13 protein-coding genes and 2 tRNA genes are annotated in these 17,461 nt (G+C 32.1%); 7 read left to right on the top strand and 8 right to left on the bottom strand.

Going from position 1 to position 17,461, the window contains the following annotated elements:
• Positions 1-42 precede the first annotated feature (42 nt).
• Complete coding sequence (locus tag BUE22_RS17245) at positions 43-1,173, bottom strand: DegT/DnrJ/EryC1/StrS family aminotransferase (protein WP_073396949.1); 1,131 nt, start codon at positions 1,171-1,173, stop codon at positions 43-45.
• A 137-nt stretch (positions 1,174-1,310) separates the two neighbouring features.
• On the opposite strand from BUE22_RS17245, the gene BUE22_RS17240 reads away from it, so the two are divergent.
• Together BUE22_RS17240 and BUE22_RS17235 are read left to right on the top strand one after the other, a co-directional pair.
• Positions 1,311-2,540, top strand: a complete 1,230-nt coding sequence (locus BUE22_RS17240; RefSeq protein ID WP_073396946.1) for a 3-deoxy-D-manno-octulosonic acid transferase — start codon at positions 1,311-1,313, stop codon at positions 2,538-2,540.
• Positions 2,541-2,889: 349 nt separating this feature from the next.
• Positions 2,890-3,114 (top strand): PG1828 family lipoprotein, encoded by a 225-nt coding sequence (locus BUE22_RS17235; RefSeq protein WP_042565709.1) that lies wholly within the window; start codon positions 2,890-2,892, stop codon positions 3,112-3,114.
• 211 nt (positions 3,115-3,325) lie between these two features.
• Here BUE22_RS17235 and BUE22_RS17230 read toward each other — a convergent pair whose 3' ends face one another.
• The 4 genes from BUE22_RS17230 to mutS form a co-directional block, all read right to left on the bottom strand.
• Positions 3,326-3,703, bottom strand: a complete 378-nt coding sequence (locus BUE22_RS17230; RefSeq protein WP_073396943.1) for a DUF1508 domain-containing protein — start codon at positions 3,701-3,703, stop codon at positions 3,326-3,328.
• 151 nt (positions 3,704-3,854) lie between these two features.
• A tRNA-Leu gene (locus BUE22_RS17225) sits at positions 3,855-3,940 on the bottom strand.
• Positions 3,941-3,954: 14 nt separating this feature from the next.
• A tRNA-Gly gene (locus BUE22_RS17220) sits at positions 3,955-4,027 on the bottom strand.
• 148 nt (positions 4,028-4,175) lie between these two features.
• Complete coding sequence (gene mutS / locus BUE22_RS17215; RefSeq protein WP_073396941.1) at positions 4,176-6,782, bottom strand: DNA mismatch repair protein MutS; 2,607 nt, start codon at positions 6,780-6,782, stop codon at positions 4,176-4,178.
• A gap of 155 nt (positions 6,783-6,937) precedes the next feature.
• Between mutS and BUE22_RS17210 the strand changes: the two genes are divergently transcribed.
• Together BUE22_RS17210 and BUE22_RS17205 are read left to right on the top strand one after the other, a co-directional pair.
• Positions 6,938-7,369, top strand: a complete 432-nt coding sequence (locus tag BUE22_RS17210) for a DUF1573 domain-containing protein (RefSeq protein ID WP_042565706.1) — start codon at positions 6,938-6,940, stop codon at positions 7,367-7,369.
• Between the two features lie 76 nt (positions 7,370-7,445).
• Entirely contained in the window at positions 7,446-7,976 is a 531-nt protein-coding gene (locus tag BUE22_RS17205; protein ID WP_073396938.1) for an RNA methyltransferase, read from the top strand.
• Between the two features lie 91 nt (positions 7,977-8,067).
• On the opposite strand, the gene folK is transcribed toward BUE22_RS17205, so the two are convergent.
• The gene (gene folK / locus BUE22_RS17200; protein WP_073396935.1) at positions 8,068-9,201 is read right to left on the bottom strand and encodes a 2-amino-4-hydroxy-6-hydroxymethyldihydropteridine diphosphokinase; all 1,134 of its coding nucleotides are present in this window, start codon (positions 9,199-9,201) and stop codon (positions 8,068-8,070) included.
• A 137-nt stretch (positions 9,202-9,338) separates the two neighbouring features.
• Between folK and sppA the strand changes: the two genes are divergently transcribed.
• The 3 genes from sppA to BUE22_RS17185 all read left to right on the top strand — a co-directional run bounded on the left by sppA (position 9,339) and on the right by BUE22_RS17185 (position 15,067).
• On the top strand, positions 9,339-11,096 hold the full coding sequence (gene sppA, locus BUE22_RS17195; RefSeq protein WP_073396932.1) for a signal peptide peptidase SppA: 1,758 nt from the start codon (positions 9,339-9,341) through the stop codon (positions 11,094-11,096).
• A gap of 7 nt (positions 11,097-11,103) precedes the next feature.
• Positions 11,104-12,051, top strand: a complete 948-nt coding sequence (locus BUE22_RS17190; protein WP_073396929.1) for an alpha/beta hydrolase family protein — start codon at positions 11,104-11,106, stop codon at positions 12,049-12,051.
• Between the two features lie 385 nt (positions 12,052-12,436).
• The gene (locus BUE22_RS17185; RefSeq protein ID WP_073396926.1) at positions 12,437-15,067 is read left to right on the top strand and encodes an AsmA-like C-terminal region-containing protein; all 2,631 of its coding nucleotides are present in this window, start codon (positions 12,437-12,439) and stop codon (positions 15,065-15,067) included.
• A 74-nt stretch (positions 15,068-15,141) separates the two neighbouring features.
• Here the strand turns inward: BUE22_RS17185 and BUE22_RS17180 are convergent, their stop codons facing one another.
• Positions 15,142-16,224 (bottom strand): glycosyltransferase family 9 protein, encoded by a 1,083-nt coding sequence (locus BUE22_RS17180; RefSeq protein WP_073396923.1) that lies wholly within the window; start codon positions 16,222-16,224, stop codon positions 15,142-15,144.
• Positions 16,225-16,467: 243 nt separating this feature from the next.
• Positions 16,468-17,262, bottom strand: coding sequence for a DUF2797 domain-containing protein (locus BUE22_RS17175; RefSeq protein WP_073396920.1), 795 nt, complete (start codon positions 17,260-17,262; stop codon positions 16,468-16,470).
• Between the last annotated feature and the right edge of the window lie 199 nt (positions 17,263-17,461).

The following is a 17,461-nucleotide window of genomic DNA, read 5'->3' as shown; positions in this document are numbered from 1 at the left end:
CTCTTATGTTCTTTTTCTATTCTCTTTACTCTATATTCTTTCTTATTTCAAAAATTCAATTACGCTATCAGTAATAAATTTAATCTGCTCATCATCTAATTCTGTATGCATTGGCAAAGCAATCACTTCTTTTACTAATTGATTGGTAACCGGAAATTGCTCTTCTTTATAACGAACATCAACATAAGCTTTTTGAGAATGCAAAGGAATTGGATAATAAATTGCACACGGAATTCCTTTGTCTAATAAATGTTGCATTAAGGCATTACGGTCGGCATCGATAATTCTCAATACATATTGATGAAAAACGTGATCATTTTCGTTTGCGTCAAACTCAGGCGTGACAATATTTTTATGACCCGCAAAAGCTGCATTATATTTTGTCGCTGCACGACGGCGCGCCTTATTATATTCATCTAACAAAGGTAATTTTGCATTTAAAACCCCTGCCTGAATACTATCTAAACGAGAATTAACCCCTACAACATCATGATGATAACGCTCATACATTCCGTGATTTACGATTCCTCTAATAATATGCGCCAGTTTATCATCATTTGTAAAAATTGCTCCACCGTCTCCATAACAGCCTAAGTTTTTTGATGGAAAAAATGATGTTGCAGCAACATGACCAATTACACCAACCTTAGTTTTTTCACCAGATTTAGAAACATAATCAGCTCCAATAGCTTGTGCATTATCTTCTATTACATATAAATTATGTTCGGCAGCGATTTCCATAATAGCATCCATATTTGCAGCGCGGCCAAATAAATGTACCGGAACAATTGCTTTTGTTTTTGGAGTAATTGCTTTTTTAATGGCATCGATATCAATATTCATATTTGTGATATCAACATCAACCAAAACCGGAGTTAACTGCAATAAAGCGATAACCTCAACAGTAGCTGCAAAAGTAAAATCGGCAGTAATTACCTCATCACCAGGTTTTAAATCCAATCCCATCATGGCAATTTGCAAAGCATCTGTACCATTTGCACATGGTATTACGTGTTTTGCCCCTAGATAGTCTTCAAGATTTTTTTGAAATTGATGAACCAATGGTCCGTTTATATAAGTATTTGTATCTAAAACTTCTTGAATTGAAGCATCAACAGTGGCTTTTATTTTTTCATATTGACTCTTTAAGTCAACCATTTGAATTTTTTTCATTTATCTTTTTATTTATTTAAAACTTAAGATTTGATTTTGAAACCAAATCTCTAAACGAAGCACAAAAATAGTTATTTAATACCTTTGAACAATGAAAATAATCGAAAGAAGCGTAATTTAGCGCCAAAATTATATCTATGCTTTTTCTTTACAATTTAGTTATTTCCATTGCCGGTTTTTTTCTTAAAATTGTGGCGCTTTTTAGTCCTAAAATCAAACTTTTTATTGACGGTAGGAAAAACGTTTTTTCCATTTTAGAAGAAAAAATAAAAGCCACAGACAAAACTATCTGGTTTCATTCGGCCTCACTTGGCGAGTACGAACAAGGCTTACCTGTAATCGAAAAAATAAAAGAAAAATATCCTTTACATAAAATTGTTGTTACTTTTTTTTCCCCTTCCGGATACGAAGTGCGTAAAAATAACACAGTTGCAGATGTTACTATATACCTACCATTGGATACCAAAAAAAATGCAAAACGTTTTTTAAAACTAGTACATCCTGAAAAAGCTTTTTTTATCAAATATGAATTTTGGCTAAACTATTTAAAAGAATTAGAAACAAGCAAAACCCCAACCTATTTGATTTCGGGAATTTTTAGAGACAGCCAAATGTTTTTTAAATGGTATGGCGGTTTTTACAGAAAAGCATTAAAAGCCTTTACTTATTTTTTTGTTCAGAATGAAAGTTCGAAACAAAAAATTGAAGCCATTGGATTTAACAATGTAATTGTTTCGGGCGATACTCGTTTTGATCGTGTAAATGCTATTTTAGAAAGAGACAATTCGCTTGATTATATCGAAAAATTCAAAAACAACCAAACCACAATTGTTATTGGAAGTTCGTGGCCAAAGGACGAAGCTCTGATAGCTGAATATATAAATCAGGCTCCGGATGATGTGAAATTTATTATTGCCCCGCACAATATTAAGACAGAACAAATTTCAAATCTTAAATCGCAGATAACAAAATCAAGTGTTTTATTTTCAGAGAAGAACAATCTTGATTTATCAAATTATTCCGTTTTTATAATTGACACAATTGGCTTATTAACTAAAATCTATAGCTACGGAACAATCGCTTATGTGGGCGGAGGTTTCGGAAATCCGGGCATTCACAATATTCTGGAACCGGCAACGTTTGGAATTCCGATTATAATTGGACCCAATTTCTCCAATTTTGCCGAAGCCGTAGAACTGGTTAAACTTAAAGGATGCACTGTAATATCGAATAGCGATGAATTAAAAAACAGTTTTGATCAATTGATTAATGATGAAAATTTTCTAAAAGAAAAAGGGCAAATTTGCAAGTCTTATATTCAGGATAATACAGGAGCAACAAACAGCATTATGAAAATCGTTTCTTAAGCATTTTAACACAGTTAAAGCTGGTTTTGTATCATTGTCATGAAAAAGAAGGCTTAAAAGCGTTCTTTTTAGCTTTTACAGCTTGCAGAATAATTAGTCAAAAGCAAAATAAACTGCAATGAAGTGAATCAAAATAGCCAATTCTATTATTGAATATTTAATGAAAAATAATTTATACAAAAAATACAATAATATAATAAATTTTCGCTAATTTGGCACTATCTTTGATAAATAAGATAATCGTGAGCAATGAAAATATTTAAAAAAAAAAAATAAAAAAATATTTTACATATTAAAAAATTTATATCTTTGCCACGAATTAATAATTAACCTTTTATAATAAAGTAAGATGAAAAAAGTATTTTTAAGTTTAGCTGTTGTTGCTGTTTTAACTGTTGTTTCTTGTAAAAAAGCTGATGCTGCTGCAACTGAGTCTGTTGACTCTACTGCTGTTGCTGTTGATTCTGCTGCTGCTGTAGTTGATTCTGCTGCTGCAACTGTTGATTCTGCTGCTGCAAAAGTTGACTCTGCTGCTACTGAAGCTACTAAAGCTGCTGAAGAAGTAAAAAAATAATTAGAACCTAAGTTCTAAAGATTTTAAAACCATCCAATGTGATGGTTTTTTTTTATGCTAAAAATTTAGCACAAAATACCAATATCAAAAAATCCCAAATTTCAAAACACTCTGTTTATGAAATTTGGGATTTTTATATTATTACACTTATTTGCAAACCAAATACTAGCAATTAGAATTTGGAATTTTTAAAATATTGAAATTTTACTCATTATTCCACTTCCTCTTCCTCGACAACTTCCTCATCTTCAAAAATCGACTCATTCGACGAGAAATCTAAAATTTCCGATTTTGAAGAATAAGTAACGATTTCTTTTATTCCTTTCTGCAAAAGCAATTCTGTAGTGTATTTTCGGCTTGTTGCAAAATGAACCTCACCCAACATTAATTTAAAAAAATACTTTCCTCCAGAACCTTTAAATTTTAAAAATCTAGCCTGATCTACATTTAGTTTAAATTTTTCAATATCTTCTTCACATTCAAATTTCAACTCATAACTTAAACTTGTAAATATTACTTTCCCTTTTCGGGAAGTAAATACAAATTTATATTCATCGTTAAATCTTCTACTAATTACGAATGCACCCATTTAGAAATTTTAGATTTTACTGATTTAGATTGATGATTTGGATCTTAGACTAATAACTCCAGAATCCTGATAAGCTTACTGCGTAAATTTATCATTTTAAACTTTGACTTTACACAATAAAAAAAGCCTCTTCAAAAAGAAGAGGCTTTAGTACTCAGAGCGGGACTTGAACCCGCACGAACATTGCTGTTCACTGGATTTTAAGTCCAGCGTGTCTACCAATTTCACCATCCGAGCATTATATGGTTTTGAGCGAAAAACGGGGCTCGAACCCGCGACCTCGACCTTGGCAAGGTCGCGCTCTACCAACTGAGCTATTTTCGCGTTTCAAATTTTTATAAGAACTACAATACTCAACTTGTTTCGTATTGCGAGTGCAAATTTAGGACATTTATTCAATTACACAAGCGTTTTTTGAAAAAAAATTACACTTATTTTATAACTTTCTGATAACCTAAACTTTAAATCTGAATTATTTTCCAACCAGCATTCTTTTAATTTCATTAAGCTTCATTAATGCTTCAACAGGTGTGATTGCATTTATATCAAGACTCATGATCTCTTGTTTTATCTCTTCCAGCAAAGGATCATCCAAATTAAAGAAACTCATTTGCATTTCATCATTCGCAGATTTGATTCCGTTTAAAGCATCGCTGGAATGATTTTTTTCTAACTTTTTTAATAGCTTCTGAGCTTTCAAAATTACAAGTTGAGGCATTCCGGCCATCTTTGCAACATGAATTCCAAAACTATGTGCACTTCCTCCTTTTACTAATTTACGAATAAACAGAACTGTATCTTTTAACTCTTTTACCGCAACATTATAATTCTGGATTCTTGGCAACGATTCTGTCATTTCATTTAATTCATGATAATGCGTTGCAAATAAAGTTTTTGCTTTTGATGGATGTTCGTGCAGAAATTCGGCAATAGCCCAGGCAATCGAAATTCCGTCATAAGTACTGGTACCTCTTCCAATTTCATCTAATAAAACCAAACTACGGTCTGAGATATTATTCAAAATCGAAGCTGTTTCATTCATCTCGACCATAAAAGTAGATTCTCCCATCGAAATATTATCCGACGCTCCTACTCTGGTAAATATTTTATCTACAATTCCCATTCTTACACTATCCGCAGGAACAAAACTTCCCATTTGAGCCAACAATACAATTAATGCCGTTTGTCTCAAAATAGCCGATTTACCAGACATATTCGGACCCGTAATCATAATAATCTGCTGGGTTTCTCTATCTAAATAAACATCATTAGCAATATATGGAGTTCCAACAGGCAATTGTTTTTCGATAACAGGATGTCTTCCGTTTTTAATTTCAAGCTCGAAAGTTTCATCAATTTCCGGACACACATATTGGTTTTCGACGGCTAACTGTGTAAACGAACATAAACAGTCTAATTGTGCCACTAAATTGGCATTCATTTGAACCGGTTTGATATACGTTGCGATCCAGACCACTAATTGTTCGAAAAGATCAGATTCTATCTTATAGATTTTTTCTTCAGCACCTAAAATCTTGGTTTCATATTCTTTTAATTCTTCGGTAATATAACGCTCGGCATTTACCAAAGTTTGTTTACGAATCCATTCTTCCGGAACTTTATCTTTATGCGTATTTCTAACTTCTATATAATAACCAAAAACATTATTGAATGATATTTTCAAAGAGGAGATTCCGGTTCTTTCTGATTCTCTTTTTTCAATTCCTTCCAGATATTCTTTTCCAGAAGTTGAAATGGCGCGTAAATCATCCAGTTCTTCGCTAATTCCTTTTGCAATTGCATTTCCCTTTGCAATCGCAACCGGCGCATCCTGATTTAAGGTTATTTTTATTTTTTCTCTTAATAAATCACAGGCATGTAAACTGTCTCCAATAACTTTTACTGCTTCCTGTGGACTTTGAAGTGCCAATGTTTTTATTGGAATAATAGCATCGAGAGATTCTTTTAAATAAACAATTTCACGCGGAGAAACTTTTCCCGCAGCAATTTTAGAAATCAAACGTTCTAAATCTGAAATTTGCTTGATTTGGTATTGAATATTATGTAAAACTTCATTGTTTGATTTCAGATACGAAACCACATCATGACGCCCTTTTATTTTATTACTGTCTTTTAACGGAAGAGCCAGCCAACGTTTTAACAAGCGTCCTCCCATTGGCGAAAGCGTTCTGTCAATTACATCTAAAAGCGTTACTGCATTTGGATTATAACTGTGATATAATTCTAAATTTCTAATGGTAAAACGATCCATCCAGACATAAGCATCTTCTGCGATACGCTGAATTGCCGTAATGTGCTGCACACGATTATGCTGTGTTTCAGACAAATAATATAAAATTGCTCCTGAAGCAATAATTCCTTCTGTTAATTCTTCAATTCCAAAACCCTTTAAAGAAACGGTTTGAAAATGTTTTGTAAGGGTTTCTAAAGCATAATCTTCTTTATAGATCCAGTCTTCCAGATAAAAACTATGGAAATCTTCTCCAAAAGCATCTTTAAAATTACCTTTATTATTCTTTGGAACCAAAACCTCACTTGGGTTAAAATTCTGCAATAATTTATCTATATATTCGGCATTTCCCTGAGCAGTTAAAAACTCTCCGGTCGAAACATCCAGAAAAGAAATTCCGATACTTTTATTAGCAAAATAAACAGACGCTAAAAAGTTATTTGATTTAGACTGTAAAACTTCATCATTTAAGGAAACTCCCGGAGTTACAAGTTCTGTAACGCCACGCTTCACAATAGTTTTCGTCATTTTAGGATCTTCAAGCTGATCGCAGATTGCGACACGAAGCCCGGCTTTTACCAATTTTGGCAAGTAGGTATTTATAGAATGATGCGGAAAACCGGCCAAAGCTGTTTCAGTTTCAGATCCCGCCCCTCTTTTGGTCAATGTAATTCCAAGAATTTTAGAAGCTCTGATGGCGTCTTCTCCAAAGGTTTCATAAAAATCTCCTACTCTGAAAAGCAGACATGCATCAGGATATTTTCTCTTGATTTCGTTGTACTGTTTCATCAAAGGTGTTTCTTTCACCACTTTCTCTTTCGTTGCCAAATTATTGTTTTTTTAAATGAAAATTAAGACAGCGAATTTATAATATTTTGAAGGAATATCGAAGTGCTATAAAAATTAAAATATTTTAAGAATATTTTAAGTTCAGATATAAGAATTTTATATAGATTTGTCATAATTAAAAAGACTCTTAAAAGATGAAAAAAATAATTTTATTCGCTATGTTGGCTGTAGTTGGAATTACTGCTTCTAACGCTCAAAGTACTAAGAAAGCTAAAGCTGCAAAAGTTGCTAAAATTGAAGGAGCCGGAATGGCTTTTGAAACTGAAACTATTGATTACGGAACTATCGCTCACAATGCTGATGGAAAACGTGAGTTTGTTTTCGTAAACAACGGAACTAAACCATTAATCATTACAAATACACAAGGATCTTGTGGTTGTACTGTACCAACTACACCAAAAGAGCCAATTGCTCCGGGCGCTAAAGGTATTATTGGTGTAAAATATGCTACTGACAGAGTTGGTGCTTTTACAAAAACTGTAACTGTTACTTCAAATGCAGAAGGACAACCAACAAAAGTGCTTACTATTAAAGGTACTGTTTTACCAGATCCAGTAAAAAGCTAATCTGAAAAACAAATAAAATAAATCGAAAAAGCTTCCTTATCTTTGGAAGCTTTTTTTATGACCAGAATTCAATACAATGAGAAAACTTGAAAATAGTGAGCTAGACCGTAAATCTATCGAAGATTTTAAAAAATCAGACAAAACCCCTTTAATTTTGGTTTTGGATGATATTCGCAGCTTACACAATATTGGTTCTGTATTTAGAACCGCCGATGCTTTTTTGATCGAAAAAATAATTTTGTGCGGTATTACAGCAACTCCTCCAAATAAAGAAATTCATAAAACCGCTCTTGGTGCTACCGAAACCGTTGCCTGGGAACATCATGAAAATGTTTTGGAAGTAATTGAAAATCTAAAAAAAGAAAATGTTCTTACTCTTGCTATCGAACAAGTTGAAAGCGCCATTTTTCTTCAGGATTTTAAAGTCGAAAAAAATCAAAAATATGCTCTAGTTTTTGGTAATGAAGTTTATGGGGTTTCTCAGGAAGCAGTTGCTATTTGTGATGGCTGTATTGAAATTCCGCAATTAGGCACCAAACATTCCTTAAATATTTCTGTAAGTGCCGGAATTGTTGTTTGGGATTTGTTTCAAAAATTAAATTTTTAATTAGATAATGAGAAAATGTGTCAATTAGATAATTTATGCATAAGACCTTCATTATCTAATTATCTAATTCCCAAATTGGCACATTACCACATTAATTCAATTTCTTCTGAATTTCGTTTAAAATAAAAAGGTAATCTTCGTGGTTTTTTACAAAATCACGATTAGAGACATCGATAATTAAAACATTCAAATCAGTTTGAGATTTGATGTATTCCAGATATCCGTTATTGATTTTATCCAGATAATCTCCTTCTATATTTTGTTCGTAAGCACGTCCGCGTTTTTTGATGTTTTCCAATAAACGTCCAGTGTTTTGGTACAAATAAATATACAAATCCGGCTTTGGCATTTCCTTATAAATAATGTCGAATAAATTTCGGTACAAACGATATTCATCTTCCTGCAAAGTAATTTTAGCAAAAATCAATGATTTAAAAATATGATAATCGGCTACGATAAAATCTTTGAATAAATCAAATTGAGCCAAATCGTCTGATAATTGCTGATATCTGTCGGCTAAAAAAGACATTTCGAGCGGAAAAGCGTACCTGTTTTGATCTTTATAAAATTTAGGCAAAAACGGATTATCTGCAAAACGCTCTAAAACGGTTTTAGCATTAAAATCTTCTGCAATTTTGTGTACCAAAGTTGTTTTTCCCGCTCCGATATTTCCTTCAAAAGCAATATAATTATAGTTCTCTAAGGGTATTTCCCGTAAAGGACTTTTCAAATCCTGAACCACAGTACAAGAGCTGTCATCCGGAGTACTGGCAATTAATTCATTTATAGTTTTATGTAAAACGGGATGTTTCCAGTCTAATTTTAAATCGCGCATGGGCAGTAATACAAAATTTCGGTTTTGCATTAAAGGATGCGGAATGGTAAGTTTTTCAGATTCGATAATTTCATTATCAAAAACAATCAAATCAATATCAATAATTCTTGACTGATATCCTTCTTGATTTAAACGGATTCTGCCTAATTGTTTTTCGACTTTTAAAACCTGATTTAATATTTTTTGTGCCGATAAGTTACTGTGTAAAAGCAAGGCACAATTGTAAAAAGCATCACTTTCAAATCCCCAGGCGGGTGTTTCATATAGTTTTGAAACCTCGATTACGGTTCCCACTTCCTGATGTATTAACGCAATACAACTTTCGATGTTTGCCAACCGGTTTCCCTGATTACTGCCTATAGATAAAACGACCTGATGCTGTGATTTCATAATTAATGCAAATTAACTAAATCTATTTTAGAATTAACAATATATTTGTGAAACGAGTTCTGAATTTAATTATGAATTTGTGCATTAAAATTTGTAACTTCTTACTCTTTTTTGCTACATATTAAAAAATATATTTTATGAAATTTCTAGGAAATGTAATTGCCAATGTTATTGGTATTTTTGTTTTTATCATGTTATTCTTTTTTGGGGTAATTCTTATTGGTGCTATTTTTGGAGGAGAAGATACCGTTTCAGTCAAAGCTGATTCTGTTATAGAATTAGATTTGAAAAAAATCAATAATGATTATGCCGGAAAATATAAAGATCCCTGGGTAACGGTTTTCTCTGATAAAAAGGAAGTTGGTTTAAGCGATGTAATCAATGCTATTGAGGCTGCAAAAACAGACGACAACATTAAAGGAATTTCTATTTTAAATGATGAATCTTCGTTAGGATTGGCGCAATATAAAGATTTACGAAATGCATTGGAAAGCTTTAAAAAATCAGGAAAATTTGTTTGGGCTTACGCCAATTCATTTTCTCAAAAAGAGTATTATTTAAATTCTGTTGCCAATACTATTTATTTGAATCCTGCAGGAGATCTTGATTTTAAAGGGCTTTCATCTGAAGTGATGTTTTTTAAGGATTTTCAGGACAAATCGGGCATTCATATGGAAGTAATTCGTCACGGGAAATACAAAAGTGCCGTTGAGCCGTTTTTAGAGAACAAAATGAGCGACGCCAACAGAGAACAAATAACTGCGCTTTTAAATTCTATCTGGACAAATGTATCTGAAGATATTTCGAAAAGTAGAAATATTCCCGTTGCCAAATTAAATGAAATTGCAAACGGTTTATTGGCCAGAACACCTGAAATGGCAAAAAGAGAAAATCTAGTAGATATTGTAGCTTATGAAGATGTTTATCATAATGCCATTAAAAAACAATTGAAAGTAACCGGAGATGACGATTATAACAAAATTTCGATTTTAGATTATACACAAAATAATATCACAACTGCTTTAACCAATACATCAAGTGATCAAATTGCCATTATTTATGCTCAGGGAGAAATCGAAAGTGGTGAAGGCGATGTAACCGTAATTGGCGAAGGCGCAATGCGTCGTTCTTTGCAGGAAGCGCGCAAAGATGAAGATGTAAAAGCAATCGTGCTTCGAATTGACAGTCCGGGCGGAAGCGCTTTGACTTCTGATTTGATTTGGAGAGAAATTGAAATTACCAAAAAAGTAAAACCCGTTGTTGTTTCTATGGGTAATTATGCGGCTTCCGGTGGTTATTACATTGCTTGTAATGCCAATAAAATTTTTGCAGAAAAAAATACGATTACCGGTTCTATTGGAGTTTTCGGAATTCTGCCAAACTTTAGTCCGCTAGCCAATAAACTCGGAATTAATACTGAGCAAGTAAAAACACACGAAAACTCAGCAAATTACAGCCCATTTGTTCCTGTTGATGAAAAATTTAAAGCTTTTACATTAGAAGGAGTAGAAAAAATTTACAACACTTTTGTAACTCATGTGGCGCAAGGCCGAAAAATGACTTTTGCACAGGTAGATTCTATTGCACAAGGAAGAGTATGGTCTGGATCTCAGGCAATAAAAATTGGTTTAGTAGATAAAATCGGTGGTTTGGATGACGCTATCGCCGAAGCTGCAAGAATTTCCAAAACAAAATCATACAGTACACAAAACTATCCTGAATACGAAAAAACATTCAACGATGTATTATCTGGTTTGCCTTTTGCAAAATCTAAAGAAGCTTTTATAAAAGAAGAAATTGGTGCCGAAAACTATATGCTGATCGAACAGGTAAAAAGACTTCAAAAACAAAAAGGGGTTCAGGCAATGATGCCTTTTGGATTAAATATTAAATAATTCAACAATGAAAAAAATAGTCGCCGTTTTATTTGTTGTTTTTGTAAATTTCATAAATGCCCAAAGCAAAAGTGAAACAAAATTTACGGAAAGCAATCTTGTTTTAAAAATCAATAAAGATGAGATTTACGGAACTTTAACCACGCCGGATTTAACTAAAAAATACCCTGTTGCCTTAATTATTTCAGGTTCGGGACCAACGGACAGAAACGGAAATAATCCGATGATGAAAAACAATTCCTTAAAAATGCTGGCAGAAGCGCTGGCAAAAAACGGAATTGCATCATTACGATTTGATAAACGCGGAATTGGCGAAAGCAAAGCAGCTGCCGGTCCTGAATCAAGTTTGGTATTTGAACATTATATCGAAGATGCAAAAAGCTGGATTAATTTATTAAAACAAGACAAACGTTTCTCAAAATTAACTGTCATTGGGCATAGTGAAGGCTCGTTAATTGGAATGATTGCGGGTACAAAAGCTGATAAATTCATTTCTATTGCAGGCTCTGGAGAATCTGCAGACAAACTTATCAAAACGCAAATTGCATCTAAATCAAATAAGCAAATTGAAGAAATGACCTTTCCAATTATTGATAGTCTGAAAAACGGAAATAAAGTAAAAAAGGTTGATCCAATGCTAAATTCACTTTTCAGACCAAGCATTCAGCCTTATATAATTTCGTGGTTTAAATATGATCCTTCGGTAGAAATTAAAAAATTAAATGTTCCTATTTTAATTCTGCAGGGAAATAAGGATTTACAAGTAACAGTAAAAGATGCCGAAAATTTATCGCAGGCCAGCAAAAATTCAGAACTTTTGATAATTGACAAAATGAATCATATCATGAAAATTATCGAAGGTGACCAACAGGAAAATTTTGCAAGCTACAGCAACGAAACCTTGCCAATTTCAGAAGAAATGGTGAATAAAATTGTTTCTTTTATTCAAAAATAAATCAACGATCTGGATACAAAAATCCGTTTGAATAACTTCAAACGGATTTTTTCTTTTTATCAAAACAATTTCTTAGCATACATAACACTAAATTCTGTTTTAATTAACTCAAAGTTAATTTCTACTTAACAGCTTTTGCGGGCTGTACCGATTATTTTAGCAAAAAATTACAGGATCAGATAAATCAGAATACATATCATAAAGTTTTAAAAATATTTAAGAATAATTTATTTTTTTTTGATAGCTTGCCCATAATCGAAATTCGATTACGGCAGGCTATTGTTTTTTATGATAAATTTGAAATATATTTTACATTAAAAGTTTATTTTTGCAAGAATAATATGTATAAATTAAGAACCCTAAAACCTCAAATCTATAATTAATTATGTTAAAGAAAATTTTAAAAATCACCGCGATTGTTTTTGTGGTCATCATTGCCGCACTATTTGCCATTCCTTATCTTTTTAAAGATCAGATCAAAGCAAAAATTACAGATGCAATTAATGAAAGTGTAGATGCAAAAGTGAGTTTTGCTGACGCTGATTTAAGTTTGTTTAAAAACTTCCCAAATGCTACTGTTGGAATCGAGAAATTGGTCATCATCAACAAAGCTCCTTTTGAAGGCGATACTTTAGTTTCGTTAGGAGAATTGAACTTAAAGATGAGTATTAAAGAACTTTTTAAAGGAAAAGATGAACCTATGAGCATTGAGGGAATCAGTTCTACAAATGGTTTAATCAATATCATTTTTAATAAAGATGGTGTTGGAAACTTCGATATCGCTTTAAAAGATAAAAAAGACGAAACAAAAACAGACGAAGCAAGCAAACCGCTTTCTTTAAAGATCCAGAACTACAAAATCGAGAATTTTACTTTTAGATATATTGATCAGGGTTCTAAAATAAAAATGGTAATTGACAGTTTAAATCACGAAGGAACGGGAGACTTTACCAATTCTAAGCTTGATTTAACAACAAAATCTACAGCCAATGTTTCTTTGGATATGGATAAGATGAATTACATGAAAAATGTAAAACTGACTTTAGATGCTGTTTTAGGGATCGATCTGGAAAAAAGCAAATATACATTTAAAGAAAACAAAGCTTTAATCAATCAATTGCCTTTAGAATTTGACGGATTTATCCAAATGGTAGAAAAAGGTCAGATTTATGACTTGAAATTTAAAACGCCAACTTCGTCGTTTACTAACTTCCTGGGCTTAATTCCTTCCGCTTATTCTTCAAGTTTAGAAGGCGTTAAAACAACCGGTGACTTTACTGTTGTTGGTTTTGCAAAAGGAGAATTAACAGATACAACTGTACCAAAATTCAATATTGCTATTGCTTCAAACAATTCTTCTTTTCAATATCCGAATCTGCCAAAATCAGTTCAGAATATTGTAATTGATACTAAAATTATCAACGAAACGGGTATTTTGAATGATACTTACGTTAATCTGGATAAACTTTCGTTTAGAATTGATCAGGATATTTTTAGCGCTAAAGCGAATGTGAGAAACATAACTATTAATCCGTTGGTAAAAGCGGCATTAAAAGGAACTGTTAATTTAGCCAATCTTTCAAAAGCATATCCTGTAAAATTGGATAAACCTTTGGCTGGTATTTTAAAAGCTGATGTTACAACAGAATTTGATATGGCTTCTGTAGAAAAAAGTCAATATCAAAACATCAAAAATGCCGGAACTATGAGTTTGTCAGGATTTAAATATACTGATGAAAACAATAAATCTATGAATATCAGTACGGCTTTGGTTGAATTCAATACGAGTACAATCAATCTGAAAAAATTTGATGCTACTACAGGAAAAAGTGATATTAGCATTAATGGAGTTTTAGAAAATTTCTATGGTTTTATGTTTAAAAAACAAGAGCTAAAAGGAAATTTCAACATGAGCTCAAATCAATTAGCTGTTGATGATTTTATGACTTCCGGAGAACCTGCTAAACCTGCCACTACAGGCGGAGCAGAAACCGAAACAAAAGCTACATCGGCAAAACCTGCTGAAGCAATGAAGATTCCTGCGTTTTTAAACTGTACTTTGAATGCAAAAGCAAATACTGTTTTGTATGACAATTTAAAATTAAAAGATGTTTCAGGAAAGTTGATTATCAAAGATGAAAAAGCGCTTTTAGAGAACTTTAAAACCTCAATTTTTGGCGGAACAATTGGTTTAACCGGAGCTGTTTCGACAAAAGCAAAAGTACCAACATTTGATATGAATTTAGGTTTCAATCAGGTTGATATTGCGCAGACTTTTACACAATTAGACATGATGAAAAAAATTGCTCCTTTGGCAGGAATCATCAATGGAAAATTGAATTCGACTATCAAATTAAACGGAAATCTTGATGCAAATGAATTGACTCCGGATTTAAAATCGCTTTCGGGAGATTTAATAGGTCAATTGCTTTCAACTACGGTAAATGCAAAAAATTCAACAGTTTTAAACTCATTGACATCAAATATTAAGTTTCTTGATATGAGTAAATTAAACCTAAATGATGTAAAAATGGCTTTGACTTTTGATGATGGAAAAGTTAACGTAAAACCATTTGACATTAAATATCAGGATATTAAAGTTACAGTTGGAGGAACACACGGTTTTGACCAAACGATGAGTTACAACTTAAAATTAGATGTTCCGGCTAAATATTTAGGAACTGAAGCAAATGCATTCCTGGCTAAATTATCTCCAGCAGATGCTGCAAAACTGGATAACATTCCTATTAATGCATTGGTTACAGGTAATTTCTCAAATCCAAAAGTATCAACAGATATGAAAAGCGCTGTTAGCAGTTTAGCTTCTCAGGTTGCTAATCAGCAAAAAGAGAAATTAACTCAAAAAGGAGCATCAGCACTTTCTGATTTGATTAATAAAAACACAAAAGCAAAAGACACTACGCAAGCCGCAGCAACTGAGAAAGAAAAAAATACTCAGGAAGCTACTAAAAAAGCCAGTGACTTACTAAATGGTTTATTTAAAAAGAAAAAATAAGGACTTAAAAAAGGACTTAAAATAAGAAGGCCAATCATTACGATTGGCCTTTTTTATGTTGTAAATTTTAGAATTTAAACAGCTCTTGAATATGTTTTTAATCTTCCGTTATTCAGGATACCGTTTACTATTTTAAAATAATCATTTTTCGAACAATTTTCAACCTCAACTCCAATGCTGCAATTATCGTAAGGCTCATATTTTTTAAGGTTTGAAACTGAAAATAACCCTACAGTTGGTGTTTGAACTGAACTTGCCAAATGCATCATTCCGCTATCGGCTCCTATAAAAATTTCTGTATTGGCTATTAGCGAACCAATTTCCCTAATATCCTTACTATAAAAAGTTGGTGCTTTAAAAGCTATTTGAGATACATTTTCTATAGGTAATATTTCAATAATATTGTAATCTGTATATTGATTTTTTAGTGAAGTATAAAAATTCTCCCACCAATCTTCAGACAAACATTTTGTTCCTGTCGCAAATGTAAATATGCAAATCGTTTTTTTAGAATTATTGCTATTTAATGTGCTTAATATCTTTTTACCTTCTGACAACTCAAAAGGAGTTAATTTAAGATCTATAGGCTCCACTATTTTATTGCTTTCCTTTAATCCTAATTTTGTTAAATAGTGTCTGAAATTATAAACAGGGTATTTTGCAATATGCTCATAATCAGATTTAGTTTGTTGACGGTCATTTTCTAAATCTCCATAGAATTTATATTTTGCTTTAGAAAAACGTACAGCCAAACGGCCTGATGAAGAATTTTGATCGACATTTATTGCCATATCGTAAGGCTGTTTTCTTATCGAAATCCAAACATTTATATATTCTAATAAGTTTTTAAAAGGTTTTTTGGGTAAATGAATTGTTTTGTAAACAACATCATAATTTTCAAAAATAATGGGCGCAAGCGGTCCTTTAACAAATAAATCAATTTTACAATTTGGAAATGTTTCAGCAACTTCTTTTACGAGTGGTGAGATCAATAAAAGATTTCCTAATCTTGCATTTGGTCTACAAATTAAGACTCTTTTAATTTCAGTTTTATCCACTAAAATTATTCCTGATTCGCTTTTTGGTTTTCCAATGTTCTTTGTCAGATTACGCATTAAGCCTCTTCTGAAAACATTAATTTTGTTTAAAACACCCATTTATTAAATAATTTAAAAATTATAAAAATTACTTTAATTTTAAAAAGAACCTGTAAACTTGAATTACTTCAAATCTAGCTTCTTTTTTTTTCTAAAAGTAATTTCTTTCAATAAGCAATTATTACAAAATTGTAACCAAATGTATCATTTTTCACACATGGTATCTTATTAAAATATAATTTAAAATTACAAAAATTTTATGTAAAGACAAATGAATCAGACGAATAGCTAAAAACCATCGACCTACACGTCGATTGTCACGACGTATCCTTCGGAACCACGGATGTTAAAAACAGTACCGTCTTCAAAAATTAAATATTGCCCTTTTATCCCAATAAGTTTTCCTTGAAAAGAAGGTGTTTTGTCTAAATTTAAGCTTGCGACTTTTGCAGGATAATTTAAAACGGGATAATTTAATTCGAATAAATCATTCTTTTGAGCGTAAAAATATTCTCGTGCTTCAGCGGGAATCAATTCTTCAATTTTTACTTTTTCGGCAATCAAATCAAAAACCGCAGTTGGATTTTGAAGCATTTTTCTCCAATTGGTTTTATCTGTATAATGACTTTTTAAAGCGACTTCGGTAATTCCGGCCAAATATCTGTTAGGAACCTCAACTACGGCAATTGCCTGGCTGGCTCCCTGATCAATCCATCTGGTTGGTACTTGTGTTTTGCGGGTTACGCCCACTTTTATTTCGCTTGCCACAGCCAAATACACAACATGAGGCTGCAATTGTACTTTTTGTTCGTATTCTAAATCACGGTCTGCGATTCCTAAATGCGCCGTACTCAATTCCGGTCTCATAATCCAATCTCCTACAGCAGGGCTTGAGTAAAAACAATCATAACAAAAACCTTGTCTGAATATTTTTTTCTTTTTACAGCAATTCAAACATTGAAAACCTGCAAAATTAATTTCAATTTCTTTATCTAATAATTGATTCATACTGAGAAAGCTATCTTCAAAAACCAAATAATACTGAATTGGATTTCCGATTTCTGTTTGCATTTTTGTAAGTACGCCTTGATATGTCATTATATTTTAGATTGTTGATTTTAGATTTTAGATTGCTTCTCTAGCGCAGAATTTTAATTTTTAAAATTCATTTTTAGTAAAAAATAGAATGTTTTTATTACAAAAAAAACAGTATTTTTGATACAACGACAAAGTTAATGTTTGTCTGGTGATATTTCAAATCTTATATTTTGACTTTTTGCAAAAAGTATAAAATCTA

It is taken from the genome of Flavobacterium pectinovorum, assembly GCF_900142715.1.
GTDB classification, from domain to species: domain Bacteria; phylum Bacteroidota; class Bacteroidia; order Flavobacteriales; family Flavobacteriaceae; genus Flavobacterium; species Flavobacterium pectinovorum.
The sequence above is the reverse complement of the archived record's forward strand: the minus strand, read 5'-3'. Positions and strand labels throughout refer to the sequence as shown.

Bases quoted from the DNA above. Each gene is read 5' to 3' on its own strand.
- BUE22_RS17245 (WP_073396949.1), bottom strand. From the start codon at position 1,173: ATGAAAAAAATTCAAATGGTTGACTTAAAGAGTCAATATGAAAAAATA.
- BUE22_RS17240 (WP_073396946.1), top strand. From the start codon at position 1,311: ATGCTTTTTCTTTACAATTTAGTTATTTCCATTGCCGGTTTTTTTCTT.
- BUE22_RS17235 (WP_042565709.1), top strand. From the start codon at position 2,890: ATGAAAAAAGTATTTTTAAGTTTAGCTGTTGTTGCTGTTTTAACTGTT.
- BUE22_RS17230 (WP_073396943.1), bottom strand. From the start codon at position 3,703: ATGGGTGCATTCGTAATTAGTAGAAGATTTAACGATGAATATAAATTT.
- BUE22_RS17210 (WP_042565706.1), top strand. From the start codon at position 6,938: ATGAAAAAAATAATTTTATTCGCTATGTTGGCTGTAGTTGGAATTACT.
- BUE22_RS17205 (WP_073396938.1), top strand. From the start codon at position 7,446: ATGAGAAAACTTGAAAATAGTGAGCTAGACCGTAAATCTATCGAAGAT.
- folK (WP_073396935.1), bottom strand. From the start codon at position 9,201: ATGAAATCACAGCATCAGGTCGTTTTATCTATAGGCAGTAATCAGGGA.
- sppA (WP_073396932.1), top strand. From the start codon at position 9,339: ATGAAATTTCTAGGAAATGTAATTGCCAATGTTATTGGTATTTTTGTT.
- BUE22_RS17190 (WP_073396929.1), top strand. From the start codon at position 11,104: ATGAAAAAAATAGTCGCCGTTTTATTTGTTGTTTTTGTAAATTTCATA.
- BUE22_RS17185 (WP_073396926.1), top strand. From the start codon at position 12,437: ATGTTAAAGAAAATTTTAAAAATCACCGCGATTGTTTTTGTGGTCATC.
- BUE22_RS17180 (WP_073396923.1), bottom strand. From the start codon at position 16,224: ATGGGTGTTTTAAACAAAATTAATGTTTTCAGAAGAGGCTTAATGCGT.
- BUE22_RS17175 (WP_073396920.1), bottom strand. From the start codon at position 17,262: ATGACATATCAAGGCGTACTTACAAAAATGCAAACAGAAATCGGAAAT.